At 70.8% G+C, this 26,135-nt stretch carries 27 protein-coding genes; 5 read left to right on the top strand and 22 right to left on the bottom strand.

Annotated elements, in window-relative coordinates; translation table 11 throughout:
• Positions 1 to 106: 106 nt before the first annotated feature.
• The 4 genes from ACGF3A_RS40695 to ACGF3A_RS40680 all read right to left on the bottom strand — a co-directional run bounded on the left by ACGF3A_RS40695 (position 107) and on the right by ACGF3A_RS40680 (position 5,286).
• On the bottom strand, positions 107 to 892 hold the full coding sequence (locus tag ACGF3A_RS40695) for a hypothetical protein (protein ID WP_393735724.1): 786 nt from the start codon (positions 890 to 892) through the stop codon (positions 107 to 109).
• Positions 893 to 1,315: 423 nt separating this feature from the next.
• Positions 1,316 to 1,636, bottom strand: coding sequence for an antibiotic biosynthesis monooxygenase family protein (locus ACGF3A_RS40690; protein WP_393735722.1), 321 nt, complete (start codon positions 1,634 to 1,636; stop codon positions 1,316 to 1,318).
• A 97-nt stretch (positions 1,637 to 1,733) separates the two neighbouring features.
• Positions 1,734 to 3,089: a class I SAM-dependent RNA methyltransferase gene (locus ACGF3A_RS40685; RefSeq protein ID WP_393735720.1), complete on the bottom strand. Its 1,356-nt coding sequence runs from the start codon at positions 3,087 to 3,089 to the stop codon at positions 1,734 to 1,736.
• A gap of 133 nt (positions 3,090 to 3,222) precedes the next feature.
• A complete protein-coding gene (locus ACGF3A_RS40680) occupies positions 3,223 to 5,286 on the bottom strand; it encodes an APC family permease (protein WP_393735718.1) in 2,064 nt (687 codons plus the stop codon).
• A 68-nt stretch (positions 5,287 to 5,354) separates the two neighbouring features.
• On the opposite strand from ACGF3A_RS40680, the gene ACGF3A_RS40675 reads away from it, so the two are divergent.
• Both ACGF3A_RS40675 and ACGF3A_RS40670 read left to right on the top strand, forming a co-directional pair.
• The gene (locus ACGF3A_RS40675) at positions 5,355 to 6,023 is read left to right on the top strand and encodes an NAD-binding protein (RefSeq protein ID WP_393735716.1); all 669 of its coding nucleotides are present in this window, start codon (positions 5,355 to 5,357) and stop codon (positions 6,021 to 6,023) included.
• Positions 6,020 to 6,688, top strand: a complete 669-nt coding sequence (locus tag ACGF3A_RS40670; protein ID WP_393735714.1) for a potassium channel family protein — start codon at positions 6,020 to 6,022, stop codon at positions 6,686 to 6,688. Before ACGF3A_RS40675 ends, ACGF3A_RS40670 begins: the two co-directional genes overlap by 4 nt.
• Before the next feature lie 19 nt (positions 6,689 to 6,707).
• Here the strand turns inward: ACGF3A_RS40670 and ACGF3A_RS40665 are convergent, their stop codons facing one another.
• The 6 genes from ACGF3A_RS40665 to ACGF3A_RS40640 all read right to left on the bottom strand — a co-directional run bounded on the left by ACGF3A_RS40665 (position 6,708) and on the right by ACGF3A_RS40640 (position 12,662).
• Positions 6,708 to 7,475, bottom strand: a complete 768-nt coding sequence (locus tag ACGF3A_RS40665; protein WP_393735712.1) for a DUF3159 domain-containing protein — start codon at positions 7,473 to 7,475, stop codon at positions 6,708 to 6,710.
• Between the two features lie 3 nt (positions 7,476 to 7,478).
• On the bottom strand, positions 7,479 to 7,883 hold the full coding sequence (locus ACGF3A_RS40660) for an OB-fold nucleic acid binding domain-containing protein (RefSeq protein WP_393735710.1): 405 nt from the start codon (positions 7,881 to 7,883) through the stop codon (positions 7,479 to 7,481).
• 305 nt (positions 7,884 to 8,188) lie between these two features.
• A complete protein-coding gene (locus tag ACGF3A_RS40655) occupies positions 8,189 to 8,875 on the bottom strand; it encodes a response regulator (protein WP_393735708.1) in 687 nt (228 codons plus the stop codon).
• Positions 8,850 to 11,477, bottom strand: coding sequence for an ATP-binding protein (locus tag ACGF3A_RS40650; RefSeq protein ID WP_393735706.1), 2,628 nt, complete (start codon positions 11,475 to 11,477; stop codon positions 8,850 to 8,852). Before ACGF3A_RS40650 ends, ACGF3A_RS40655 begins: the two co-directional genes overlap by 26 nt.
• 63 nt (positions 11,478 to 11,540) lie before the next feature.
• The gene (locus ACGF3A_RS40645; protein WP_393735704.1) at positions 11,541 to 11,897 is read right to left on the bottom strand and encodes a phosphopantetheine-binding protein; all 357 of its coding nucleotides are present in this window, start codon (positions 11,895 to 11,897) and stop codon (positions 11,541 to 11,543) included.
• A 57-nt stretch (positions 11,898 to 11,954) separates the two neighbouring features.
• Entirely contained in the window at positions 11,955 to 12,662 is a 708-nt protein-coding gene (locus ACGF3A_RS40640) for an ABC transporter ATP-binding protein (RefSeq protein ID WP_393735986.1), read from the bottom strand.
• Positions 12,663 to 12,822: 160 nt separating this feature from the next.
• Between ACGF3A_RS40640 and ACGF3A_RS40635 the strand changes: the two genes are divergently transcribed.
• Positions 12,823 to 13,956, top strand: coding sequence for a glycoside hydrolase family 88 protein (locus tag ACGF3A_RS40635; protein WP_393735702.1), 1,134 nt, complete (start codon positions 12,823 to 12,825; stop codon positions 13,954 to 13,956).
• 99 nt (positions 13,957 to 14,055) lie between these two features.
• Here the strand turns inward: ACGF3A_RS40635 and ACGF3A_RS40630 are convergent, their stop codons facing one another.
• The 8 genes from ACGF3A_RS40630 to ACGF3A_RS40595 form a co-directional block, all read right to left on the bottom strand.
• Positions 14,056 to 14,580, bottom strand: a complete 525-nt coding sequence (locus tag ACGF3A_RS40630; protein WP_393735700.1) for a hypothetical protein — start codon at positions 14,578 to 14,580, stop codon at positions 14,056 to 14,058.
• Between the two features lie 86 nt (positions 14,581 to 14,666).
• Positions 14,667 to 15,278: a potassium-transporting ATPase subunit KdpC gene (kdpC, locus tag ACGF3A_RS40625; RefSeq protein ID WP_393735698.1), complete on the bottom strand. Its 612-nt coding sequence runs from the start codon at positions 15,276 to 15,278 to the stop codon at positions 14,667 to 14,669.
• Positions 15,279 to 15,284: 6 nt separating this feature from the next.
• Positions 15,285 to 17,414 (bottom strand): potassium-transporting ATPase subunit KdpB, encoded by a 2,130-nt coding sequence (gene kdpB, locus ACGF3A_RS40620; RefSeq protein WP_393735696.1) that lies wholly within the window; start codon positions 17,412 to 17,414, stop codon positions 15,285 to 15,287.
• Positions 17,414 to 19,075: a potassium-transporting ATPase subunit KdpA gene (kdpA, locus tag ACGF3A_RS40615; RefSeq protein WP_393735694.1), complete on the bottom strand. Its 1,662-nt coding sequence runs from the start codon at positions 19,073 to 19,075 to the stop codon at positions 17,414 to 17,416. The genes kdpB and kdpA overlap by 1 nt, the downstream gene beginning before the upstream one ends.
• Before the next feature lie 8 nt (positions 19,076 to 19,083).
• Positions 19,084 to 19,173: a K(+)-transporting ATPase subunit F gene (gene kdpF / locus ACGF3A_RS40610; RefSeq protein WP_393735692.1), complete on the bottom strand. Its 90-nt coding sequence runs from the start codon at positions 19,171 to 19,173 to the stop codon at positions 19,084 to 19,086.
• 311 nt (positions 19,174 to 19,484) lie between these two features.
• On the bottom strand, positions 19,485 to 20,261 hold the full coding sequence (locus ACGF3A_RS40605; protein ID WP_393735690.1) for a DUF3710 domain-containing protein: 777 nt from the start codon (positions 20,259 to 20,261) through the stop codon (positions 19,485 to 19,487).
• Between the two features lies 1 nt (position 20,262).
• Complete coding sequence (gene dut, locus ACGF3A_RS40600) at positions 20,263 to 20,778, bottom strand: dUTP diphosphatase (RefSeq protein WP_393735688.1); 516 nt, start codon at positions 20,776 to 20,778, stop codon at positions 20,263 to 20,265.
• Positions 20,775 to 21,395 (bottom strand): PaaI family thioesterase, encoded by a 621-nt coding sequence (locus ACGF3A_RS40595; RefSeq protein WP_393735686.1) that lies wholly within the window; start codon positions 21,393 to 21,395, stop codon positions 20,775 to 20,777. Before ACGF3A_RS40595 ends, dut begins: the two co-directional genes overlap by 4 nt.
• 58 nt (positions 21,396 to 21,453) lie before the next feature.
• On the opposite strand from ACGF3A_RS40595, the gene ACGF3A_RS40590 reads away from it, so the two are divergent.
• On the top strand, positions 21,454 to 21,918 hold the full coding sequence (locus tag ACGF3A_RS40590; RefSeq protein ID WP_393735684.1) for a DUF3093 domain-containing protein: 465 nt from the start codon (positions 21,454 to 21,456) through the stop codon (positions 21,916 to 21,918).
• A gap of 9 nt (positions 21,919 to 21,927) precedes the next feature.
• Here ACGF3A_RS40590 and ACGF3A_RS40585 read toward each other — a convergent pair whose 3' ends face one another.
• The 4 genes from ACGF3A_RS40585 to ACGF3A_RS40570 all read right to left on the bottom strand — a co-directional run bounded on the left by ACGF3A_RS40585 (position 21,928) and on the right by ACGF3A_RS40570 (position 25,406).
• Entirely contained in the window at positions 21,928 to 22,839 is a 912-nt protein-coding gene (locus ACGF3A_RS40585) for a hypothetical protein (RefSeq protein ID WP_393735984.1), read from the bottom strand.
• Positions 22,818 to 23,117, bottom strand: a complete 300-nt coding sequence (locus ACGF3A_RS40580; RefSeq protein ID WP_016470291.1) for a DUF4193 domain-containing protein — start codon at positions 23,115 to 23,117, stop codon at positions 22,818 to 22,820. The genes ACGF3A_RS40585 and ACGF3A_RS40580 overlap by 22 nt, the downstream gene beginning before the upstream one ends.
• Before the next feature lie 384 nt (positions 23,118 to 23,501).
• On the bottom strand, positions 23,502 to 24,746 hold the full coding sequence (locus tag ACGF3A_RS40575; RefSeq protein ID WP_393735682.1) for a sensor histidine kinase: 1,245 nt from the start codon (positions 24,744 to 24,746) through the stop codon (positions 23,502 to 23,504).
• Positions 24,747 to 24,752: 6 nt separating this feature from the next.
• On the bottom strand, positions 24,753 to 25,406 hold the full coding sequence (locus ACGF3A_RS40570) for a response regulator transcription factor (protein ID WP_393735680.1): 654 nt from the start codon (positions 25,404 to 25,406) through the stop codon (positions 24,753 to 24,755).
• Positions 25,407 to 25,729: 323 nt separating this feature from the next.
• Between ACGF3A_RS40570 and ACGF3A_RS40565 the strand changes: the two genes are divergently transcribed.
• The gene (locus tag ACGF3A_RS40565; RefSeq protein ID WP_393735678.1) at positions 25,730 to 25,903 is read left to right on the top strand and encodes a hypothetical protein; all 174 of its coding nucleotides are present in this window, start codon (positions 25,730 to 25,732) and stop codon (positions 25,901 to 25,903) included.
• The last annotated feature ends 232 nt before the right edge of the window (positions 25,904 to 26,135 follow it).

Below are 26,135 nucleotides of genomic sequence, written 5' to 3'. Positions count from 1 at the left end.
GGAGGTTCCTTCCGGGTCCACAAATCCATGAGTCCATACGGCGGGGACCGTGCCCCGCGGATACAGACGGGGGTGTCTGAGCTACGCACCGCTATCGCTCCCGGTGTCAGTGGTGGGCGTGGTGACTGTGGTGGCCGTGGTGCTCGCCTGCGGCGTCGGCCCGCACCGTGAACTCGGCAGTCCGCACGACACCGTCGTGCTGGAAGTCCAGGTACAGGCGGTAGGCACCGGCCGACGGCGCGACGGCCATGAAGGCGATCTCGGGCCCCGGCGCCGTGGCGCCGTCACCGGGCTCCCCTTCGGGGTGGACGTGGAGATACCCCAGGTCACCGACCCGCAGTGCCACGAGGTGCCCGTACGCGGCCAGGTACGGCTGGAGGTCGGTGACGGGGCTGCCGTTCCGGCTGACGGTGAGGGTCAGCGCGCTCGCCTCGCCGGGCACGAGCCCGCCGTCGAGCGCGACGGTGTACTCGCCGGTGCGCGCGACGCCCGTGGCCTCGGGGAGCGGCAGCGGCTCGTAGTGCCCGCCGACCGCGACGTCGATCCCCAGCGTCATCGCCCCGTGGTGACCCGCGGGGTGGATGTCGGCGAAGAATCTCCAGTCACCCGGCTCCAGGGCGAGTTCGGTGCTCCAGGTCCCCTTCTCGTCCCTCACCGGGTGCACGTGCTGGAACCCGGCCGTGTCGCGCCGGACGGCGATGAAGTGCAGCTCCTTCTCGTGCTCCGCCACGAACTCGGTCACCGCCCGCCCGTCGGGCCCGACCACCCGGAAACTCACCGGCTGCACACCGGCGGCGAGAACCGCCGAGTCGAGCTCCAGCGCATACCCACCCTCGGAAACCGCCAGCCCACCGGGCTGCGCGCTGCCGTGGCTGGAGTGGTCCATCGTCATGACATCTCCCAGGTAAAAGGACAACGCCCGTGCAGGGCATTGATCAGAACCATATACCCCCCAGGGGTATTCCACCACCCGCCTCCACCGCTGAACGGCTACGGCTACGACTGCGGACACGGGGAGACGCCGAGGCGGTCCGGCCTCTTGGCAGGCCCATTGAATGTTTACGCAAACATGCACACATGACGCCCAGGCAGATGGCGCACGCGCACGGCGGCGGCGTGGTCGGGGCGGACGGATACTACTACTGGTTCGGCGAGAACCGGAACGAGGACGACACCTTCCGCAACATCGAACGCCCCAAGGTCATGTTCTGGCTGCCCGTCGACTTCCCCGGCAAGACCACGATGACCATGGACTGGGCCGGGGAAGTCACCCTCGACACCGAGACGGGCACGATCGCCCCCTGGCGAACGACCGCTACGTCACCGGCCTCGCGGCGTGATCGCGGGGTTCGGAGAGGAGGTCGTCCACCACGTCGCAGCGCACCGTGGGCAGATGCTCCGCGATCGCCTCGCTCATCATGGCTTCGCCCTCGGGGTCGACGTCCGGGCACGCCGCGCGCGTGGCGGCGTCCGGCCACCGCGCGTACGCCACCCAGGTGCCGTCATCGGCCTTGTGCAGACGGGACCCGTAGCTGCCGCCGTGCTCGTGCATCGCCCTCGTCACGCGATGCCAACCGGCCGCGAACTGCTCCTCTTTGCCCTCGTGCAAACGCCAACGGTAGATCACCGCGAACATGAACAGCCTCCCCGTACACCCGTCGTTCGTGATCGGCACAGTACCGTCAAGCCCGCCCGGCGCGGCACCCTTTGACGATCACCGACTTCGGCCCGGGTCAGGAGCCCTTCTTCACCGGCTCCAGAATCGCCACGCACTCCATGTGGTGCGTCATCGGGAAGAGGTCGAACGCGCGCAGGAAGCGGGGCTTGTAGCCCTGGTCGGCGAAGTACTTGAGGTCGCGGGCGAGGGCGGCGGGGTCGCAGGCGACGTAGGCGACGCGGCGGGGGGTGAGGGACGCGATCTGGGCGACCGTGGAGCGGCCCGCGCCCGTGCGCGGGGGGTCGAGGACGACGAGGTCGGCCTCGGTGATGCCGGTGCGGGGGAGAACGCGTTCGACCTTGCCGTGTTCGACGCGGACGCGGGGGAAGGCGGCGAGGTTGTGGCGGGCGTCCTCGACGGCGCGCTTGGTGGACTCGATGCCGAGGACCGCGCCCTGCTCGCCGAGGCGGTCGGCGAGGGCGCCCGCGAAGAGGCCGACGCCGCAGTAGAGGTCGAGGGCCATCTCGCCCTTGCGCGGGGTCAGGCCCCGCATCACCGCGTCGACCAGGACCTCGGCGGCGCGCGGGTGGACCTGCCAGAAGCCGCCCGCGCCGACGCGCCACGTACGGTCGTCCGCGCGCTCGCGGACGAAGTCGCGGCCGTGGACACGGTGGACGGCGCCGTCCTTCTCGCCGATGCGGAGGACCGACACCTCGCGGTTCAGCTCGACGAGCGGGAGGCGGCCGCCGGGGCGCGGGGTGAGGATGACCTGGCGGTCGGCCGAGCCGCTGGCGGCGATCGCGTCGATCTCGGCGATCTGGGGCCACTCGCGGGCCTCGATGCCCAGCTCCTCCACGCCGGGCGCGGCGATCATGCAGTGGTCGACGGGCTCGACCTCGTGCGAGCGGTGGCGGCGCAGGCCCGCGCGGCCCTCGGCGTCCACCGCGTAACGGACGCGGGTGCGCCAGGCCGGGACCTCGCCGGGGGCGACCTTGTCGCCGGGCGCGGGCTCGACCGTGCCGTCCCAGGAGACGTCCTCGGGCGTCAGCCCGGCGAGGCGCTGGAGCTGCTCCGCGAGGACGTCGGCCTTGAGGCGGCGCTGCGCGCCCGGCTTCACGTGCTGCCAGTCGCAGCCGCCGCAGCGCCCCGGCCCGGAGAACGGGCAGGGCGCCTCCACGCGCTCCTTGGCGGCGTCCAGGATCCGCACCGCGTCGGCGCGCAGGAAGCGGGAGTCCGCGCGCCCCTCGGTCACCCGTGCCACGACGCGCTCGCCGGGGAGCGTATGGCGTACGAAGAGGACCTGCCCGGCCTCCGTACGGGCGACGCAGTGGCCGCCGTGCGCGACGGGGCCGACCTCGACCTCGTACTCCTCCCCCACGAGAGAGGGCGCGGAGGCGGCGTCGACGTCGGCGTCGGCAGGGGACTCGGGCATGGCGCACGGGCTCCAGAGGAAGGGCGGAAGGCGGGAGGTGGGCTCGGCGGTCGGAACCGCGAGGAACCGCAACCGCCGAGTCTACTTCCCCCGCCCCTCCCCTGCCGCCCGGTCAGTCCTCGTCACCGGCCGGTCAGTCCCGGCGCTGCTTCGTCATGCCCGCCGACGACTGCTTGCCCTGCTGCTTGACCGGGCCGCGGCGCACCGAGCCCGGTGCGTTCCAGTCCTCGCGGCGGCGGGCGCGCTTCTTGGCCAGCTCGGAGGATTCGAGCTGGTACGGCACGGAGGTGACCATCACGCCTGGCGTGAAGAGCAGGCGGCCCTTGAGGCGCAGGGCGCTCTGGTTGTGGAGCAGGTGCTCGTACCAGTGGCCGACCACGTACTCGGGGATGAAGACGCTCACGACGTCGCGCGGCTGCTCCTTGCGGAGCCGCTTGACGTACTCGATGACCGGCTTGGAGATCTCGCGGTACGGCGAGTCGAGGATGGTGAGCGGGATGTCGATGCCGCGCTCGTCCCACTGCCTGCGGAGCTGCTCGGTCTCGGCGTGGTCCACATTGACGGTGACGGCCTCCAGGTGGTCGGAGCGCATCAGCCGGGCGTAGGAGAGGGCGCGCAGCGTGGGCTTGTGGATCTTGGAGACGAGGACGAGGGAGTGCACGCGCGAGGGCCGGACGGCCTTCTCGCCCGGGTCCTCGGCCGCCAGCTCCTCCGAGACGCCGTCGTAGTGCCGGCGGATCGCGGTCATCAGGCCGTAGAAGAGCGCCATGCCCAGCAGGGAGACCCAGGCGCCGTGGGTGAACTTGGTCACCAGTACGACGACGAGCACCAGCCCCGTGAAGAACGCGCCGAAGGCGTTGATGGCGCGGGAGCGCTGCATGTGGCGGCGGCGCGCGGGGTCGGTCTCGGTGGTGAGCAGCCGGTTCCAGTGCCGCACCATGCCCGTCTGGCTGAGCGTGAACGACACGAAGACGCCGACGATGTAGAGCTGGATGAGCCGGGTGGAGTCGGCCTCGTAGACCGCGACGAGTATCGCGGCGGCGCCGGCGAGCAGCACGATGCCGTTGGAGAACGCGAGCCGGTCGCCGCGGGTGTGCAACTGGCGCGGCAGGTAGCGGTCCTGCGCGAGGATCGAGCCGAGCAGCGGGAAGCCGTTGTACGCCGTGTTGGCGGCCAGGAAGAGCACGAGCGCGGTGGCGGCGGCCAGGAAGATGAACGGGAGCGAGCCGTCGCCGAAGACAGCGGCGGCGACCTGCGAGATCACCGGGTTCTGGGTGTAGTCGGAGCCCACCGGGTGTCCGTTGTCCAGCAGGTCCTTGGCGGGGTTCTCGGCCATCTTGACGTTCGTGGCGAGCGCGAGCGCGATGATGCCGCAGAACATGGTGACGGCGAGGACGCCCATCATGGCGAGCGTCGTCGCCGCGTTCTTGGACTTGGGCTTGCGGAAGGCGGGCACGCCGTTGCTGATCGCCTCGACGCCCGTCAGCGCGGCGCAGCCCGAGGAGAACGCGCGCAGCAGCAGGAACGCCAGCGCGAAGCCGGTGAGCCCGGACTGCTCGGTGTGGATCTCGTAGTCGGCGGTCGGCGCGCGCATCTCGTCGCCGAAGAAGACCGCGCGCACGACGCCCCAGAGCAGCAGCCCGAAGACGCCGATCACGAAGCAGTAGGTCGGGATCGCGAAGAGCTTGCCCGATTCCCGTACCCCGCGCAGGTTCATCAGCGTGAGCAGCACGATCACACCGACCGCGCAGAGTGTCTTGTTCTCGACGACGAACGGGATCGCCGAGCCGAGGTTCTCGACCCCGGAGGAGATGGAGACGGCGACGGTCAGCACGTAGTCGACGAGGAGCGCGCTGGCGACCGTGAGCCCGGCCCTGCGGCCGAGGTTGGTCGTCGCGACCTCGTAGTCCCCGCCGCCGCTCGGATACGCCCGGACGTTCTGCCGGTACGAGGCGACGACGGTGAACATCAGCACCACGACCGCGACGGCGATCCACGGGCTGAAGTGATACGCGGAGACCCCCGCGACCGAGAGCACCAGCAGCACTTCGCCTGGTGCGTAGGCCACCGACGACAACGGGTCGGAGGCGAAAACGGGGAGGGCAATGCGCTTGGGCAGCAACGTCTCGCCTAGCTTGTCGCTGCGGAGCGCCCTCCCGAGGAGGAGTCGTTTCGGTACGTCGGTCATCCTGGACACGCAGAGGATCGTATGCGGTCAGTCGTGCGATGCTGAGACGGCCCGCTGTACGGGATGAAGGGACGGGCGTGCACATTGTGATCATGGGCTGCGGACGGGTGGGAGCCGAGCTCGCGCAGACCCTGGAACGACAGGGCCATACGGTGGCGGTTATTGACCAGGACCCCACCGCTTTCCGGCGTCTCGGATCCGGCTTCGGCGGCCGCCGTGTGACAGGGGTGGGCTTCGACCAGGACACCCTTCGCGAGGCGGGCATCGAGGAGGCGGGCGCCTTCGCGGCGGTCAGCAGCGGTGACAATTCCAACATCATCGCGGCCCGGGTGGCCCGCGAGATGTTCGGGATCGACCATGTGGCCGCGCGTATCTACGATCCCCGCCGGGCCGAGGTCTACCAGCGCCTCGGCATCCCCACCGTCGCCACGGTCCGCTGGACCGCCGACCAGATGCTGCGCAGGCTGCTGCCGTCCGGCGCCGAGCCGCTCTGGCGGGACCCCAGCGGCGCCGTGCAGCTCGCCGAGGTGCACGCGGCACCCGCGTGGGTGGGACAGCGCGTGAGCAGGCTCCAGGAGGACACGGGGGTGCGCGTCGCCTTCCTCACCCGGCTGGGCGAGGCGATGCTGCCCACCTCGGAGACGGTCCTCCAGGAGGGCGATCTGGTGCACGTGATGATGCGGTCCGACGAGGTGGGACAGGTGGAAGAGGTCTTCGCTTCGGGGCCTGAGGAGGAACACCGATGAGGGTCGCCATTGCCGGGGCCGGCGCTGTCGGCAGGTCGATCGCGGGCGAGCTGCTGGAGAACGGGCACGAGGTGCTGCTCATCGACAAGACGCCGACGGCGATCTCGGTCGAGCGGGTGCCCCAGGCGGAGTGGCTGCTCGCCGACGCCTGCGAGATCACCTCGCTCGACGAGGCGGCGCTGGAGCGCTGCCATGTGGTGATCGCCGCGACGGGCGACGACAAGGTCAACCTCGTCGTCTCGCTGCTCGGCAAGACCGAGTACGGGGTGCCGCGGGTGGTCGCGCGGGTCAACAACCCCAAGAACGAGTGGCTGTTCAACGAGTCGTGGGGCGTGGACGTCGCCGTCTCCACGCCGCGCCTGATGTCCGCGCTGGTCGAGGAGGCCGTGAGCGTCGGCGACCTGGTGCGGCTGATGCGCTTCTCGCAGGGCGACGCGAACCTCGTCGAGCTCACGCTGCCGCCGGAGGCGGCCCTCGCGGGCACGCGGGTCGGCGACGTGACGTGGCCGGAGGACACCTCGCTGGTCACCATCATCCGCGGCAACCGGGTGCTGACCCCGGACCCGGACGACGCGCTGGAGGCGGGCGACGAGCTGCTGTTCGTGGCGGCGCCGGCGCGCGAGGAGCAGCTGGAGCAGCTGCTGTCGGTGCGCGCCGACGCGTGAGCCTACGCCCCTACGGGGGTCAGCGGCGGTGACGTCCTGAACCGGAGGCGGCGGCCTGCTCCTTGGCCGCCGTCTTCTGGGCCTCCTCGGCCTCCTCCCGGGCCTCCATCTCCGCGATGACGTTGATCGGCGCGGGGGCCTTGGCCAGGAAGATCCAGGTGAGGTACACGGCGAGCAGGAACGGCGGGATCTTCAGCGCGACCGTGACCCAGCCGAACTTGGCCGTGTCGGCCCAGAGATACATCGGGAAGAGGATCGCGCACTTGGCCAGCAGGATGAGGCCCCATGCGTAACTCGCCTTGGTGTACGCCTTCTTACGGCCCGGATTGCGGGTCCGCCAGGAGAGGTTCTCCTTGAACACCGGGCCCAGCACGAGCCCGAGCAGCGGAACGCCCGCCGCCGAGGTGATGAGGTAGGCGAGCGCCAGGCCCAGCGTGTAGAGCATGCCGGGCAGGTAGAAGTCCTTCGCGTTCCCGGTCATCATCGCGAAGACCACGCCGAAGCCGACGCCGAAGATGCCGCTGAAGGCGTGCTTGACGGTGTCCTTGCGGGCGAGCCGGACCACGGTCATCAGCCCCGCCAGCACCAGCGCGGCGATGGCGGCGGCCTGGATGTTCTTGTTGATCGTGAACATCGTGATGAAGACCAGTCCGGGGACCGTCGTCTCCACCAGGCCGCGGATGCCGCCGAAGGCTTCGAAGAGCGCCGCCTCCGTGACGGCCTGGTCACCCGGCTCCGGCCGGTCGTCCGGATCCTGGTCGGCGGCCGGTTTGTCGAGGGAGGTCACCCGCTACTCCTGTCCGAGGGGTCGCAGCTCGTACTTCGGGTTGAACATCACGGGGCGGCCGCGGTTCTTCGTGATCCTGCCCCAGACGATCAGCTTGCGACCCGGCTCGATGCCCGCGATGGCGCGGCGGCCCAGCCAGATGACGTCCAGTGCGGCCGATCCGTCGAACAGCTCGGCCTCCAGCGTGGGCACTCCGGCTCGTGGCCGCAGGGTCACGGTGCGCAGCGTACCCGTCACACGGACCATGTCGCGGTCGGCACAGTCGGAAATGCGGGCGCAGCCACGGCCCGCTGCCTCCTGGCGCAGCTCCTCCGAACGGAGGTCCTCCTCCGAGGTGGAAAGCCGCTCCAGAAACCGCCGGAAACGCCCGTTTCCGGTGCTTCGCTGCTCACGGGTGGCGCCTGTCATGAGTGCCAGGGTACCGCCGCCGACCGGCCGCACCCACGTCCCCCAGAAGGGTCACTTCTCGAACCCCCGAGCCCTCACTTCTCGAACCGGTACCCCATCCCCGGCTCAGTGACGCTGTGCCCTCCCGGGGGACGACCCCCGGACCCCCAGCCGCCCGCGCAGCGCCCCGAACGCCCGGTGAAGCCCTCCTTCCCGAACCGGCGCCCCTCGGCCCTGCCTGCCGCACCCGCGGCCTCCCAGAGGCACCTCAGGGCCCCGCTCCCGGGCAGCGCCCCCAGTCCCAGCCCCCAGCGTCCGCGCAGCCCTCACTTCTCGAACCGGTACCCCATCCCCGGCTCCGTGACGAAGTGGCGGGGATGGGACGGGTCGGATTCGAGTTTGCGGCGGAGTTGGGCCATGTAGACGCGGAGGTAGTTGGTCTCCGTGCCGTACGACGGGCCCCAGACCTCCTTCAGGAGCTGCTTCTGGCTGACGAGGCGGCCCGTGTTGCGGACGAGGACCTCCAGGAGGTGCCACTCGGTCGGGGTGAGGCGGACGTCGCGGCCGTCGCGGTGGACCTTCTTCGCGGCCAGGTCGACGCTGAAGTCGGGGGTCTCGATGACGCCCGAGTCCTCGGCGGAGCCCGCGGCGGGCTCGGCGCGGCGTACGGCGGCGCGGAGGCGGGCCAGCAGCTCGTCCATGCCGAACGGCTTGGTGACGTAGTCGTCGGCGCCCGCGTCGAGCGCCTCGACCTTCTCGTCGGACGTCTGGCGCGCCGAGAGCACCAGGATCGGGACGCGGGTCCAGCCGCGGATGCCGCGGATGACGTCGACGCCGTCCATGTCGGGCAGGCCGAGGTCGAGCACGACGACGTCGGGGTGGCGGTCGGCCGCGAGACGGAGCGCGGTGGCGCCGTCGGGGGCGGCGTCGACCTCGTACTTCCGCGCCTTGAGGTTGATCACGAGGGCGCGGACGATCTGCGGTTCGTCATCGACCACGAGCACCCGGTGCATGCGGTATTTCCTCTCGTTCCCGTTCATTGTGTTGTTGTGCCGCGCCCGCGCGCACGCTGCGGGCCGGGGCGCGGCCGTGCGCGGCGCGCAGGGTGAGGACCATGGTCATGCCGCCGCCCGGGGTGTCCTCGGCCTCCAGGGTGCCGCCCATGGCCTCCGCGAAGCCGCGTGCGACCGCGAGGCCCAGGCCGACGCCGGAGCCGCCCGGAGCGTCCCCGTAGCGCTGGAACGGCTCGAAGATGCGGTCCTTGTCGCTGTCGGGGACGCCGGGGCCGCGGTCCATGACGCGGACCTCGACCCGGTCGGCGAGGGCGCTGGCCTTGATCAGGGCCTTCTTGCCCGGAGGGCTGTACTTGACGGCGTTCTCGACGAGATTGGCGACCGTACGCTCCAGCAGGCCCGGGTCGACGGCGACCAGCGGCAGGGCCTCGGCGATGGCGAGGCGCACGCTGCCCTCGGATACGCCCGAGAGGGCCTTGGGGACGACCTCCTCCAGGCTGATGTCGCGGATCAGCGGGGCGACGGTGCCGGTCTGGAGGCGGGACATGTCGAGCAGGTTGCCGACGAGGTTGTCGAGCTTGTCGGCGCCCTCCTCGATGGAGCGCAGCAGCTCGGACTCGTCCTCCTCGGACCACTCGACGTCGTCGGAGCGGAGCGAGGAGACCGAGGCCTTGATCGCGGCGAGCGGCGTGCGCAGATCGTGCGAGACGGCCGCGAGGAGGGCCGTACGGATGCGGTTGCCCTCGGCCAGCTCGCGGGCCTGCTCGGCCTCGCCGACGAGCCTCTGCCGGTCCAGGACGCCCACGGCCTGCGCGGCGAAGGCGGCCAGCACGCGGCGGTCCTCGGCGGGCAGCACACGGCCGGAGAGGACGAGCATCATGCGGTCGCCGACGGGCATGTCGACGTCGCCGTCGTCGGGCCGTACGAGCGGCTTCGCGCCCTCCTCCGCGCCGACGCTGCCCACGCAGGTCCAGGGCGAGCGTTCGTCGGCGCGCTCCAGCAGGGCGACGGAGTCCATGCCGAAGGTCTCGCGGACCCGCTCCAGCAGCTCGTCCAGCGAGTCCTCGCCGCGCAGCACACTGCCCGCGAGGACGGAGAGGATCTCGGACTCGGCGCGCAGCCGCGCCGCCTGGTGCGTACGGCGGGCCGCGAGGTCCACGACGGAGGCGACGGCGAGCGCGACGGCGAAGAAGACGACCAGGGAGACGATGTTGCGGAAGTCGCTGATCGTCCACTGGTGGGTGGGCGCCGTGAAGTAGTAGTTCAGCAGGGCCGAGCAGACCGCCGCCGAGGCGAGCGCGGGCAGCAGCCCGCCGACGAGCCCGGCGGCGACGGTGAGCACCAGGAAGAGCAGCACGTCGTTGGTGAAGCCGACGTTCGGGTCGAAGGTGAGCATCAGGAACGTCAGCAGGCAGGGCAGCCCGAGGGCCGTCAGCCAGCCCGCCGCGACCCGGGAGCGGCCCAGCCGCGCGGCGCGCGCGACGGGCAGTCCGCGGCCCTTGGCGACCTCTTCGTGGGTGACGATGTGGACGTCGAGGTCGGGCCCCGAGTCGCGGGCGACGAGCGCGCCGACGCCGGGCCCGAACATGTACTGCCACGCCTTGCGGCGCGAGGAGCCCAGCACGATCTGGGTCGCGTTCACGCCCCGTGCGAAGTCGAGCAGCGCCTCGGGGACGTCGTCGCCGATGACGTGGTGGTACGTGCCGCCGAGGTCCTCCACGAGGGTGCGCTGCACGGCCAGCTCCTTGGGAGAGGCGGAGGTGAGCCCGTCGGCGCGCGCGATGTAGACGGCGAGGATCTCGCTGCCGGAGCCCTTGGCTCCCATGCGCGCGGCGCGGCGGATGAGGGTGCGGCCCTCGGGGCCGCCCGTGAGGCCGACGACGATGCGCTCGCGGGCCTGCCAGGTGGAGCGTATGCGGTGCTCGGAGCGGTACTGCTGGAGGTACTCGTCCACCCGGTCGGCGGTCCACAGCAGCGCCAGCTCGCGCAGGGCCGTCAGGTTGCCGGGGCGGAAGTAGTTGGAGAGGGCGGCGTCGACCTTGTCCGAGGAGTAGATGTTGCCGTGAGCCATCCGGCGGCGCAGCGCCTGGGGCGACATGTCGACAAGCTCGATCTGGTCGGCGCGGCGTACGACCTCGTCGGGCACGGTCTCCTGCTGCCGGACGCCGGTGATCGACTCGACGACGTCGCCCAGCGACTCCAGGTGCTGGATGTTGACGGTCGAGACGACGTCGATGCCCGCTTCGAGGAGCTGGTCGATGTCCTGCCAGCGCTTCTCGTGCGCGGACCCGGGCACGTTGGTGTGCGCCATCTCGTCCACGACGGCCACGGCGGGGCGGCGCTCCAGGACGGCCGCGGTGTCCATCTCGGTGAGCGTCGCGCCGCGGTAGGTGACCTCGCGGCGCGGGATCTGCTCCAGGCCGTGCAGCATCACCTCCGTACGGGGACGGTCGTGGTGCTCGACGAAGCCGACGACGATGTCGGTGCCCCGCTCCTGTCTGCGGTGGGCCTCGGAGAGCATCGCGTAGGTCTTGCCGACACCGGGTGCAGCGCCGAGGTAGACCCGCAGCTTGCCGCGCCGCTTCTGGAGTGCTGACGCCATGGCTCCATTGTCACCGCTCCGACAAGTGTTCCCTCCCGAGTACGCCGTACGGAGCCGTCAGGGTTACGTATGGATCGCCCCGTGCCCGGCCCCGTGCCCGGCCCAGGGCCCGTTCCAGGACGCCCGGCGGGGCCGTACGGCGGCGTCCCGGGCGTCCTGCTGGGCGCGCTGCGCCTGGACCATGCCCCACAGCACGCCGGCGTTCGCGAACGCCGGGGGCGGCATGGTTCCGGGCGGGAAGGTCACGCCGTGGCTGTCCTCCAGCCGCGCGATCATCTGCATCATCCCGACGGAGTCCAGCCCGCAGGCCACCAGGTCGGTGTGCGGCAGCAGCTCCTCCGTCGGCTTCAGCGACGGCAGGCCCTCCCGTACGACCTCGTCGAACGCGGCGTCCCACGGCACGGCAACGGCTGGCAACATGGCGGCCCTCCCGGAACGGGGTGATTGACCCGACCGGGCAAGCGTGGGACCGCCGCCTCAAAGGGGGCTCGACACCGGCCCGGGCTCCCGCAGCACCCCGTCGCCGAGCTCCAGGACGCGGTCCGCGAGGTCGAGGAGCGACTCGTCGTGGGTGGCGACCAGGGCGGTGACGCCCTCGCCGTCCGGGCCCTTCTCGTCGCGGACGACGGCGCGGAGCAGCTCCATCACGTCATGGCCGGTCTCGGCGTCGAGCTGGCCCGTGGGCTCGTCGGCGAGGAGGAGCGCGGGGCGGTTGGCGAGCGCGCGGGCGATGGCGACGCGCTGCTGCTGGCCGCCGGAGAGCTCGCCCGGGCGCTGGGCCGCGTGGTCGGAGAGGCCGACGAGGGCGAGCAGCAGGGCGACGCGCTCCTCGCGCTCGGCGGCGGGGGCCCTGCGCAGCCGGAGGGGCACGCCGACGTTCTCGGCCGCGGTGAGGACGGGCAGCAGCGCGAAGGACTGGAAGACGTACCCGATACGGTCGCGGCGCAGCGCCAGGACGTCCTGCTCGCCGAGGGTGGCGAGGTCGGTGCCGTCGACCGCGACGCGCCCGGAGTCGGGGGTGTCGAGGCCGCCGACGAGGTTGAGCAGGGTGGTCTTGCCGGAGCCCGACCGGCCGCGGATCGCGACGAGTTCGCCGCGCGGCACGGTCAGGGAGACGCCGCGCAGGGCGTGCACGGCGGTGGGCCCGCGCCCGTAGGTGCGGTGCGCGTCCTCGATCTCGACCATGTGCGTGGACAATTCCCCGCCCCCGTTCGTGTGTTCGGCCGTCACGCCAGTATCCCCCCGCACAGGGTTCCCCGTAACGGGATTCGGCTGCATCATGTCCCGGGCCACAAGAGAGAACGTCGTTCACGTACACGAACCCTCCCCGATGGAAGGCACCCCCATGGACCGACGTCGTCTGCTCCTGAGCACCGCCGCCCTGGGCACCGCCGCACTGGGAACGGCGATCCCCGCCTCCCTCTCTGCCGCCGCCCGCGCCGCGCTCCCGCCCCGCGACGAGATCCTCCGCGCCCTGCGCAGAGCCGCCGACCACTGGATATCCGCGCACGGCGACCCCGGTGACAACCAGTGGGCCCGCGCGACCTTCTTCAGCGGGCTGATGGCCCTCCACCGCGCGACCCGCGAGCCCCGCTATCTCGCCTACGCCCGTTCCTGGGCCGAGAAGCACGACTACGCGCTGCACAACGGCGTCACCACCCGGCACGCCGACGACCACAACGCGGGCCAGGCGTACCTGGACCTGTACGAGGCCGAGGGCGGCGGCGACGGGGCGAAGCTCGCCGCGCTAGAGGACTCCCTGCACCGGATGACGTACACCGACCGGCCGGAGAAGAACGACGACTGGTGGTGGGACGACGCGCTCCACATGGCCATGCCGCCCTTCGCGCGGCTGAGCGTGCTGCGCGGCGACGCGCGCTACGCGGAGAAGCTGCACGCCCTCCACACCCACACGAAGTCGGCCGAAGGCGGCCCCGGCCTGCTCGACCCCGGCACCGGGCTCTGGTACCGCGACAAGAGGTTCCTTCCCGGCGGCATCGTCTCCCCCGCCGGGAAGCCCGTGCTCTGGTCGCGCGGCAACGGCTGGGTGACGGGCGGCCACGTCAAGACGCTCAAGGCCCTGCCGCGCGGCGCCGCGCACACCGCCGAGTACCGCGGGACGCTCGTACGCCTGCTGCGCGCGCTCCGTCCCGCCCAGCGCGAGGACGGCTTCTGGAACGTGAACCTCGCCGACGCCGCGCACCTCCCCGGCCCCGAGACGAGCGGCACGTCCTTCTTCACGTACGGCCTCGCGTACGCCGTCCGCACCGGCCTGCTCCCCCGCGAGGGCCACCTCCGGGCGGCGGCCCTCGCCTGGCGGGGCCTGGTGACGAAGGCCCTGCACGAGGACGGCTTCCTCGGCTACGTCCAGGGCGTCGGCGACCGCCCCGAGTCGAGCCAGCCCGTCACGCACGGCACAACGGCCGACTTCGGCGTCGGCGCCTTCCTGCTGGCGGGCACGGAACTGCTCCAGGTCTGAGAGGAGGCCCACAGGAACGCGCCGCCCGGGACGTGTCCCCCGGACGGCGCGTCACCTCAAGCGAGCTCAGACGGGCTCAAGCGAGCCCTGCTCGGCCGGTCAGTTCATGACCGTGGCGGTCGAGCCCTCCGCCACCCGTTCCCGGCCCTTGTAGACCACGGCGGAGAAGCTGATCCTCCGGTTCTCCTTCACCAGGTTCGCGAAACCGCAACGCGTCCAGCCCGCTCGCTTTCCCTTGAAGTCCCTGCAGTCGAAAAGGGTCTGCGGGTTTCCCGTGTACATCGCACGCATCACGATGTACTTCCCGTCGCTCCGCATGTCCTTGACCCAGAACCTGTCCCCGCGCCTTTCGAAGCACACCTTTCCCAGCGTCTTCGAGCGGACGTGAACCCATGTGCAGACCGCCCGGCTGGTCCCCCTCGGCGGCTGGCCGGTGACGTTCTTCGCGTTCTTGAAGCGCCATTCGGCCTTGGCGCTGGTGGACGACGGAGAGGTGGCGTCCGCGGAAGCCGTCGGCGCTGTCGCGGACAGCAGACCGAGGGCGAGGCCGCCGGTGGCGAGGAGAGTCGCGGGTGTACGGGTGCGCACTGATTTTCCCCCTGCGAGAGTTGTGGATCGCTTCATGCGCTGTCACTGCTCCGACGAGACACAACAGGGAAATGTGAGGCGCACGAGCCGACCCCCGACGCAGGAAGGTCACTTACCCAGGGTCACTTCCCCGCGGCCTCCTTCACCGCGAGGTTCAGCTTCAGCACATTCACGACCGGTTCGCCCAGGATCCCGGCCTCGCGGCCGCTCGTGTGCGCGTCGACGAGCTTGGTGACGGCGCCCTCGGAGAGGCCGTTCGCGCGGGCCACGCGGGCGGTCTGGATCTCCGCGTACTTCTCGGAGATGTCCGGGTCGATCGAGGACGAGGAGCCTGTCACGGCGTCCTTGGGGACCTCCGACTCCGGTACGCCGTTGAAGGCGGCGACGTCCTTCTTCGCCTTGCGGACCATCTTGACCAGCGTCGGGTCGCTGGCCCCGAGCTGGCTGGAGCCGGTGGCGCGCGGGTCGTAGCCGGAGTTGGAGGGGCGGCCCTGGAACCACTTGGGGTCGGGCTTCTCGCCGCCTTCCTTGTTCCAGCTCTGGCCGATGAGCGCGGAGCCGACCTCCTTGCCGTCGGCCTTCACCATCGAGCCGTTGGCCTTGTCGTGGAAGACGCCCTGGGCGACGCCCGTGATCGCGAGCGGGTAGATCACGCCGCAGACGACCGTGAGGACGAGCAGCGCGCGGAACGCGGCCCAGACCAGGCGTCCGGTGTTGCGTACAGAGGTGTTCATGGTGGGTCAGCCCACTCCCGGGATCAGAGTGATGAGCATGTCGATGAGCTTGATGCCGAGGAACGGGGCGATCAGCCCGCCGAGTCCGTAGACGCCGATGTTGCGGCGCAGCATCCGGTCCGCGCTCATCGGCCGGTAGCGGACGCCGCGCAGGGCGAGCGGCACGAGGGCGACGATGATCAGCGCGTTGAAGATGACGGCGGAGAGGATCGCGGACTCGGGCGAGGCCAGGCCCATGATGTTGAGCTTGTCGAGGCCCGGATAGGCCACCGCGAACATCGCCGGGATGATCGCGAAGTACTTCGCGACGTCGTTGGCGATGGAGAACGTGGTGAGCGCGCCCCGCGTGATCAGGAGCTGCTTGCCGATCTCGACGATCTCGATGAGCTTGGTCGGGTTGGAGTCCAGGTCCACCATGTTCCCGGCCTCCTTGGCGGCCGAGGTGCCGGTGTTCATGGCCACGCCGACGTCCGCCTGGGCGAGCGCCGGGGCGTCGTTCGTCCCGTCGCCCGTCATCGCGACGAGCCGGCCACCGGCCTGCTCGCGCTTGATGAGCGCCATCTTGTCCTCGGGGGTGGCCTCGGCGAGGAAGTCGTCGACGCCCGCCTCCTTGGCGATGGCCTCGGCCGTCAGCGGGTTGTCGCCCGTGATCATGACGGTCTTGATGCCCATGGCGCGCAGTTCCTCGAAGCGCTCGGCCATGCCCTCCTTGACGACGTCCTTGAGGTGGATGACGCCGAGCACCCGCGGCCCGTCGGCGTCCTCCAGTCCGACGACCAGCGGGGTGCCGCCCGCCTGCGAGATCTCGTCGGTGATCCGGTGGACCTCCTCGCCGGGCTCGCCGCCGCGCTCCGTGACCCAGGCGCAGACCGAACCGGTCGCGCCCTTGCGGACCTTGAGCCCGGAACCGTTCTCCGTCAGGTCCACCCCTGACATCCGGGTCTGCGCCGTGAACGGCACCCACTCGGCGCCCTCCAGCTCCCCCTCGTGCCGCTCGCGCAGCCCGTACCGCTCCTTGGCCAGTACGACCACGGAACGGCCCTCCGGCGTCTCGTCGGCCAGCGAGGAGAGCTGCGCGGCGTCCGCGACCTCGGCCGCGGTCGTACCGCGTACGGGCACGAACTCGGCGGCCTGACGGTTGCCCAGCGTGATGGTGCCGGTCTTGTCGAGCAGCAGCGTGGACACGTCGCCCGCGGCCTCGACCGCGCGGCCCGAGGTCGCCAGGACGTTGCGCTGCACGAGCCGGTCCATGCCCGCGATGCCGATCGCGGAGAGCAGCGCGCCGATGGTCGTCGGGATCAGGCAGACGAGCAGGGCCGCGAGGACCGTGAGGGACTGCTCGGCGCCCGCGTAGACCGCGAACGGCTGGAGCGTGACCACGGCCAGCATGAAGACGATCGTGAGCGAGGCCAGCAGGATGTTGAGCGCGATCTCGTTCGGCGTCTTCTGCCGCGCCGCGCCCTCCACCAGGGAGATCATCCGGTCGATGAAGGTCTCACCGGGCTTCGTCGTGATCCGGATGACGATCCGGTCCGAGAGCACCTTCGTACCGCCGGTGACGGCCGAGCGGTCGCCGCCCGACTCGCGGATGACGGGCGCCGACTCACCGGTGATCGCCGACTCGTCGACGGAGGCGACGCCCTCGACGACGTCGCCGTCGCCGGGGATCACGTCGCCCGCCTCGCAGACGACCTGGTCGCCGACGCGCAGCTCGGTGCCGGGCACGGACTCCTCGTCCCCGCCCGCGGCCAGACGGCGCGCCACGCTGTCGGTCTTGGCCTTGCGCAGCGTGTCGGCCTGCGCCTTGCCGCGGCCCTCGGCCACCGCCTCCGCGAGGTTCGCGAAGAGGACGGTCAGCCACAGCCAGGCCGCGATGACCCAGCCGAACCAGTCGCCGGGGTGGGCGACCGCCAGCACGGTGGTGACCACCGAGCCGACCTCGACCACGAACATGACGGGCGACTTGACCATGACGCGCGGGTCGAGCTTCCGGACCGCGTCCGGCAGGGACCTGCCGAGCTGCCTGGGGTCGAAGAGGCCGCCGCCGACGGGGCCTCCGGGGGCGTGGGACGCTCCGTGCGGAGGCTGGACGGGGCCGTCCTCCGCCGTACGTACGGGTGTTGCTGTGCTGCTCATCAGGAGAGTCCCTCCGCGAGCGGCCCCAGGGCGAGGGCCGGGAAGAAGGTGAGACCGGTGATGATCAGGATCGAGCCGACCAGCATCCCGGTGAAGAGGGGTTTTTCGGTGCGCAGCGTGCCCGCCGTGGCCGGTACGGGCGTCTGCTTGGCCAGCGAACCGGCCAGCGCCAGCACGAACACCATGGGCAGGAAGCGGCCCAGCAGCATGCACAGCCCGATGGTGGTGTTGAAGAAGGGCGTGTCTGCGCCGAACCCGGCGAAGGCGCTGCCGTTGTTGTTGGAGCCCGAGGTGTAGGCGTACAGCACCTCGCTGAAGCCGTGGGCCCCGATGTTGGTCATGGCCTCCTTGCCGTCCGGCAGGGCCATGGCCAGCGCGGTGCCGCCGAGCACGAGAGTGGGCGTGACGAGGATGTAGCAGGCCGCGAACTTGATCTCACGGGGCCCGATCTTCTTGCCCAGGTACTCGGGCGTACGTCCGACCATGAGGCCGGAGATGAAGACCGCGACGACGGCCATGATCAGCATCCCGTAGAGCCCGGAGCCGACGCCGCCGGGCGAGATCTCGCCCAGCATCATCCCGAGCAGGGTCACTCCGCCGCCGAACGCGGTGTAGGAGTCGTGGAAGGAGTTGACCGCGCCGGTCGACGTCATGGTCGTGGAGACCGCGAAGAGCGACGAGGAACCCTCCCCGAACCGCTGCTCCTTGCCCTCCATCGCGCCGCCCGCCAGCTGCGCCGCCGTTCCCGGGTGCGCGTACTCGGAGACGGTCACGGCGACGACGGCCGCGAACCAGATCGCGCCCATGGCGGCGAGGATCGCGTACCCCTGCTTCACGCTGCCGACCATCTTGCCGAAGGTGCGCGGGAGGGAGAACGGGATGACGAGGATCAGGAAGATCTCCAGGAGGTTCGAGAAGCCCCCCGGATTCTCGAACGGGTGCGCGGAGTTGGCGTTGTAGAAACCGCCGCCGTTGGTGCCCAGCTCCTTGATGACCTCTTGGGAGGCCACCGGCCCGCCCGGGATGTGCTGGGTGCCGCCGGAGAGGGTCTGCACCTCGTGCATGCCGGAGAAATTCTGCACCGCGCCCGTCGCGACCAGCACGATCGCCGCGATCACGGAGATCGGGATCAGGATCCGCACGACGCCGCGCACCAGGTCGGACCAGAAGTTGCCCAGTTCGCCGGTACGGGCCCGGGCGAAGCCCCGTACGAGCGCGATGGCGACGGCCATGCCGACGGCGGCGGAGACGAAGTTCTGCACCGCGAGGCCGGTCATCTGGGTGAAGTGGCCCATGGCCGACTCACCCGAGTACGACTGCCAGTTGGTGTTGGCGACGAAGGACGCGGCGGTGTTGAACGCCTGGTCCGGGTCGATGGGCTTGAAGCCCAGCGACATCGGCAGCTTGTCCTGGAAGCGCTGCATCGCGTACAGGAACAGGACGCCCACGGCGGAGAAGGCGAGCACCGCGCGCAGATAGGCGGGCCAGCGCATCTCGGCACCGGGGTTGGCGCCTACGCAGCGGTAGATCCACTTCTCGATACGGAGGTGCTTCTCGGAGGAGTAGACCCGGGCCATGTAGTCGCCCAGGGGACGGTGCACCAGGGCCAGCGCGGCGATGAGCGCGGAGATCTGGAGCACGTCGGCGAGGATCGGGCTCATGTCGGTGCTCAGAACCTCTCCGGGAAGACGAGGGCGAGGACCAGATAGCCCAGCAGTGCGACGGCCACGACGAGGCCGACGACGTTCTCGGCGCTCACAGCTTGTCCACTCCCTTGGCGATGAGTGCCACCAGCGCGAAGACCGCGAGCGTGGTGACGACGAAGGCCAGATCGGCCATCGCGCGCTCCTAGATGGTGATGAGGTGCTTCTGACCTCTTCAGGGAACCTCTGTTCCCAGCGCCCACCGCTTCCGTTGACGCCCCCCATACGCGCTGGTGAGCGCTATTGACGGCTCCCATACGGCGATGTGGCGGCGCACACACAAGAGGGTGGCCGGAACCCGTTCCCACGGATTCCGGCCACCCTCTGCGGCACTCTCTGAGCGGCCCTGCGGCGGGCCCTCAGCGCGTCAGCGGACCTCGGAGATCTCCGGCCCGCGCTGCAGCTTGTCGAGGCCGCCCGCGAAGCGGGAGCCCTCCTCGACCGTTTCCTGCTGCACACCGTCCGGCACCATCTGCGCGTCGTCCGGCAGCTTGAGGACGATCGGGTCGCGGGGCGCCATCGGCTGGTCACCGCGGACCACGACGGTGTCCCGGAAGATCTGCTCCAGCAGACCCGCGGCCTCGGGCTGCACCGCGCCCTGCCCGGAGATGACCCCGCGCAGGAACCAGCGCACCCCGTCGACACCGATGAAGCGCACGACCTGCACGCCGTTCGTCCCGTCCGGCAGCTGCACCGGCACCTGGGCCCGCAGCTCCCAGCCGAGGGGACCCTCGACCTCGTCGATCACGCCGCCCTGCTGGGTGATGCCGGAGGCGATCTCCTCCCGCACCTCGTCCCAGATGCCCTCGCGCTTGGGCGCGGCGAACCCCTGGAGCTGGATGGCGCTGTCCTGGAGCACGAGCGTGGCCGCGACGATCGCGTCGCCCGCGACCTCGACCCGCAGCTCCATGCCCTCGACGCCCGGCACGAACAGCCCGCCGAGATCGACACGGCCGGTGCTGGGATCGGTCACCTCGGTGACGTCCCAGGGACCGTCGGGACGCGGAGCGGGCGGCAGCTTGACCCGGGCGGCCTCGGCCGCGTCCTCGGACCCGGCCTCCTCGGTGCTGTCCTGTTCCGTCTCGAACTCGTCCGAGGCGCCCGTCCCAGGCTCTTCGCTCTTCTTGCGACGACGTCCGAACACGTCACTGTCCTCTCAGGTCGGAGGCCCCGGTGGCCCCGACCGCAACGTAATCCTTCTGCTGTGCGGCGTTCCCGCCCGTGGAGCCGAACCCGCCCTCGGCCCGCTCGGATCCCGGCAGCTCGGCCACCTCGCGGAAGCGCACCTTCTCCACCTGCTGGACGACGAGTTGGGCGATACGGTCGAACCGCTCGAACCGCACCGACTCGCGCGGGTCCAGATTGGCCACGATCACCTTGATCTCCCCACGGTACCCGGCATCCACCGTTCCCGGCGCATTCACGAGCGAGACTCCGCAGCGCGCTGCGAGCCCGGACCGCGGGTGCACGAAGGCCGCATACCCCTCCGGGAGGGCGATCGACACCCCCGTGGGCAGAACGGCGCGTTCGCCGGGCGCGAGTTCGGCGCTCTCGGTGGTGACGAGATCGCATCCCGCGTCGCCCGGGTGCTGGTAGGAGGGGACGGGCACCTCGGGGTCCGTCAGCTTGAGCAGCACCTCAACGGGCCTGTCCGTACTCATGGGTTCACCTCGAAGGCGCGGGCGCGCCTGACCTGGTCGGGGTCCGCCATCGCGGCCTCGATCTCCTCGTCCCTGCCGTGCTCGATGAAGTGCTCGACCTTCACCTCTATGAAGAGGGCGTCGGCGCGCACCGCGACGGGCCCGTCGGGGCCGCCGATACGGCCGACGGCCGTCGAGTAGATCTTGCGGCCGTGCACGCCGGTGACGTGGGCCTCCAGGTGCAGCACAGTGTCCACGGGCACGGGCCGGACGAAGTCGGTCTCCAGCCGCCCGGTCACGGCGATCACGTGCATCAGCCAGCCCAGGGACCCCAGCGTCTCGTCGAGCGCCGTGGTCAGCACGCCGCCGTGCGCGAGCCCGGGGGCGCCCTGGTGGGCGGCCTTCACGGTGAACTCCGCGGTGACGCTGACGCCCTCGCCCGCGCGCGCCACGAGGTGCAGGCCGTGCGGCTGCGCACCGCCGCAGCCGAAACACTGCTCGTAGTGGGCGCCGAGCGGTTCGCCCGGCGCGGGGGCCTCGGGATGACGGACAGGTGCGACGGCGTCCTCCGGCGGCTCCAGCGGTTGCTTCCGCTGCTCCGGGGGACGCGGCTCGTTCGTGGGGTTGGCAGCGCTCACGGGTGGAGACCTTACCGCCGTGTACGCCGCGGGGGCGCGGCGTGCCAAGCTTGGACGCATGGTTCCTCCGGCCCAGCCCTATGACGAACGCCTGACCGCACCGCGCACATGGTGGCTCATCGCCGCCGGAGTCGGCTTCGGGAGCGCGCTGATGCTGTTCCCGCTGGGTCCCCTGCCGGCGCTGGGCGGCCTGGTCGTGGGCGGCGCGCTGGCCGCGGCCTGCGTGAGCGCGTACGGCTCGGCGCGGGTGCGCGTGGTGGCGGGCTCGCTGATCGCGGGGGACGCCCGGATCCCGGTGTCGGCGCTGGGCGAGGCCGAGGCGCTGGAAGCGGACGAGGCGCGCGCCTGGCGCACGTACAAGGCGGATGTGCGCGCCCACATGCTGCTGCGCAGCTACGTCCGTACGGCGGTCCGCGTCGAGGTCACGGACCCGGAGGACCCGACCCCGTACGTCTACGTCTCGACGCGGGATCCGGAGGCGCTGGTGAAGGCCCTCCAGGCGGAGAAGGAGACCGCGGCCTAGGACAGGGGCCTAGAACAGGGCTCTGGGGCCCTCGCCGGGGCCCCCGTCACCGTCGGGCAGCGCCCGCTTGCGCAGGTCGCTACGGACGCGCGCGGCGAGCCGCGCGGTGTCGCGGCGGTTCATGAAGGCGCCCACGGCGGCTCCGATCATGAACGGGGTGAGGTTCGGCAGATTGCGCAGCGTCCGCTTCATGATCTGCTGGCGCAGCTCGCGGCGCATCTGGCCGCCCAGGGCCGCGTTGAGCGAAGCGGGCTTCAGGACGTTGATCCCCCGCTCGGAGGTCCAGGCGCCCAGATAGGCGGTCGAGCGCTGCGCCAGGGTGCCGGGAGGTCTGTGCCCGTACACCTCGTGGAGCTCGGCGATGAGCTTCAGCTCGACGGTGGCCACGCCCACGATCTCGGCCGCCAGCTCGGCGGGCATCGCGGGCGGCACCGGCAGCATCGCGGCGGCGCCGACCCCGGCGCCGACGGTCGCGGAGCTCACGACCGCTCCGGAGACGAGCTTGTCGGCGATCTCCTCGGGCCCGAGCCCGGGGAACTGCTTGCGCAGGGTTTCCAGGTCCCGCACCGGCACACGCGGCGCGGTCTCGATGACGCGGTCGGCGACGAACCCGAAGAAGGCACGGGTTCTGCCGCGGCCCTCGCGGCCGTCCCCTGCCCCGGCCGCCGTACGGCCCCTGTCGGCCTCCTGGCCGTCCCGGGCCTTGGGCACGCGGGAAGCCCCGCGGCGCAGGCTCAGACCCAGACGACGCCCCCGCGGGGCCCCTTCCTGGGCTTCCTGGGCGCCTTGGGCGTCCTGGGCGTCCCGGGCGTACGGCGCGAGCGAGGCCGACCGGTCATGAGGGCCTCGCTCGTCGTCACGTGCGTCGTCGACGGCCACCGGGTGGTGTCCGGACCCGCTCAGGCCGCGCAGTCGCGGCAGATGGGCTGGCCGTTCTTCTCCGCGGCGAGCTGCGAGCGGTGGTGCACCAGGAAGCAGCTCATGCAGGTGAACTCATCGGCCTGACGAGGCAGGACGCGGACGGAGAGCTCCTCGTTGGAGAGGTCGGCGCCGGGCAGCTCAAGGCCCTCCGCCTGCTCGAACTCGTCTACGTCGACATTGGAAGCGGACTTGTCGTTCCGCCGGGCCTTCAGCTCCTCAATGCTGTCCTCGTTGACGTCGTCGTCGGTCTTGCGTGGAGTGTCGTAATCCGTTGCCATGTCGCTCTCCCCCTCTGGGTGTCTGTGGTGTCTCCAGCGCACGTAACGCGTGAGAGGCCGGACTTGTGCCCGACCCGAGGCGGAGATTTTGCCTCACATCAAGGTCTGTTACTCAATCGACACCCAACTGCACCCCTGAAGAGGTGATCACGCAGGATGCCGAGGAGGACCATAAACGGTCCCCGGTCGCGCTTCACGCACGCCATCCCGGGTACTGCCCACGATCTTCACCTGCGGAAACCTGGATTTTCCCGGATTTCTTCCCGGTGGTCGGTCGCACTGCGCACAAGCCGAAAAAATCGCGTGTGTGATCGATCACAGCGGCTTTCGAAGCGTCCCAAAGCGTCCGGATTCCGCCAGTAGCGAACCTCTGCCGGGCGGACCCTACACCGGCAGCGCGACCCGCATCACCAGCCCCCCGTCCTCACGCGGCTCCGCCGTGGCCGTCCCCCCGTGGGCCCGCGCCACCGAGCGCACGATGGACAGACCCAGGCCGACCCCCTTGTCACTGCCCGTGCGCTCCGAGCGCAGGCGGCGGAACGGCTCGAAGAGGTTGTCCACCTCGTACGCCGGAACGACCGGTCCCGTGTTCTCGACGACCAGCACGGCCCGCCCCGGCTGCGCCTCCGTACTGACCGAGACCCATCCCCCCTCACGCACGTTGTAGCGCACGGCATTCTGCACCAGGTTCAGTGCGACCCGCTCCAGCAGGACCCCGTTGCCCTGTACGTACGTGGGCTGGCGGACCCCGCGCAGCTCGACGCCCTTCGTCTGGGCCTCGCCGCGGGCCTGCTCCACGGCCTGCGAGGCGACCTCGGAGAGATCCACGGGTTTCCGGTCCACCAGCTCGTTCTCACTCCGCGCGAGCAGCAGCAGGCCCTCCACGAGCTGCTCGCTGCGCTCGTTCGTGGCCAGCAGCGTCTTGCCGAGCTGCTGGAGCTCGGGCGAGGCCTCCGGATCCGCGAGCTGCACCTCCAGCAGCGTGCGGTTGATCGCGAGCGGGGTTCTCAGCTCGTGCGAGGCGTTGGCCACGAATCTCTGCTGGGCCGTGAACGCGCGGTCGAGCCGGTCCAGCATGTCGTCGAAGGTGTCGGCCAGCTCCTTCAGCTCGTCGTCCGGGCCCTCCAGCTCGATCCTCTTGTGAAGGTCGGAGCCGGCCACCTGGCGGGCCGTGCGCGTGATCCGGCCGAGCGGGGAGAGGACGCGGCCCGCCATCACGTAGCCGAACGCGAAGGCGGCGACGGCCAGGCCCAGCAGCGCCAGCAGCGAGCGGCGCAGCAGCCCGTCCAGCGCCAGCCTGCGCTGCTCGTCCGAGCAGGCCGACAGGCGGTCCATGAAGACGTCGCTGGGCAGCGTGCCGGTCAGCCCCGGGCACTGGTCGGAGGTCGGCTGGAGCTTCCCGTTCAGGATCCGGTACGGGAGCTGGCTGCTCTCGTGCAGGGCCTGGGCGGCCAGCAGATAGATGATCGTCAGCAGCACCATGCCCGCGATCAGGAACATGCCGCCGTACAGCAACGTGAGCCTTATGCGGATGGTGGGGCGCAGCCACGGGTACGAGCGCTGCGGCTCCGGCGGGTCCCAGGTGGGCTTGGGAGGGGCCTGCGGTGCGGGGGGAGGGTTCGTCGCCATCGAGGATCAGATCCGGTACCCCGCGCCGGGGACGGTGACGATCACCGCGGGCTCGCCGAGCTTGCGGCGCAGGGTCATCACGGTGACCCGGACGACATTGGTGAACGGGTCGGTGTTCTCGTCCCAGGCCTTCTCCAGGAGCTGCTCGGCCGAGACGACCGCGCCCTCGCTGCGGAGCAGCACCTCCAGGACCGCGAACTCCTTCGGCGCGAGCTGGATCTCCTTGCCGCCCCGGAAGACCTCGCGTCTGTTGGGGTCCAGCTTGATGCCCTCGCGCTCCAGGACGGGCGGCAGCGCCGTCGTCGTACGCCGCCCCAGGGCGCGCACGCGGGCCGTCAGCTCGGAGAAGGCGAAGGGCTTGGGCAGATAGTCGTCCGCGCCGATCTCCAGGCCCTCCACACGGTCGCTGACGTCACCGGAGGCGGTGAGCATCAGCACCCGGGTGGGCAGGCCCAGCTCGACGATCCTGCGGCACACGTCGTCACCGTGGACCAGCGGCAGGTCACGGTCGAGCACCACGACGTCGTAGTCGTTGATGTCGATGCGCTCCTGCGCGGCCGCGCCGTCGTAGACCACATCGACGGCCATGGCCTCCCTGCGGAGGCCCGTCGCCACGGCATCGGCGAGCAACTGCTCGTCCTCGACGACGAGTACGCGCACGGCGCTGTCCTTCCCTCGTGAGCTGGTGGGGCTGCGGACCCTCGGGCGCCGGGAGGCACCGGTCCGAGCGTCCTCCATCCTGCCTCGAACATTGATAAATCGGCTGTAAGAGACGGGTGGAGACGGGACTCGGGGATTTTTCAGGTGGGTTGAGGTTTCTCTGAGGGTCCGCTTGGGGAGGACGAGGGCACACCACACGATCACGCCCCGTGCGCGGCATGCCACGACAAGCTGCCGACGACGGTCGGGGACCACGCCGTGATCGTTCGAAGACTTAACCCTCGGCACACCCCCGTGCCACCGACCCACGACGAGGGGGCACCATGGACGCGTTCACCACAGGCATTCTCCAGCGCATAAGGACCACCGAGTCCGACCTGCGCCGCGCACGCGAGTCCGGCGACGAATTCCTCGTGGACGTCGAGCAGGCCGAGCTGGAAGACCTCCGCCGACTCGCCGCGGAACACGGCGTCGAGGTCGCCGCGACACCGCACTGACGCCGCGACCGACGACTCACGCACCACAGGCACGCGACAGGGCCCCGGGAAGACCCTCCCGGGGCCCTGTCGCGTGCGTACGGACCCGCGCCCGCCTCCGGGCCGCCGGCTAGGTCGTTTCTGATGGCTCTTGCTGAGGTGGGTGGACCATGCCCGGGGCGGGGCAGGCGTCGGGCATGGTGCGACGACATGAGCTGACGGACGCGCAGTGGGAGAAGATCGCGCCGTTGTT

This window comes from Streptomyces sp. NPDC048172 (genome assembly GCF_043202595.1).
In the GTDB taxonomy this organism is placed as follows: domain Bacteria; phylum Actinomycetota; class Actinomycetes; order Streptomycetales; family Streptomycetaceae; genus Streptomyces.
Note: the sequence above shows the minus strand (reverse complement) of the source record. Positions and strands in the feature narration are given on the sequence as shown.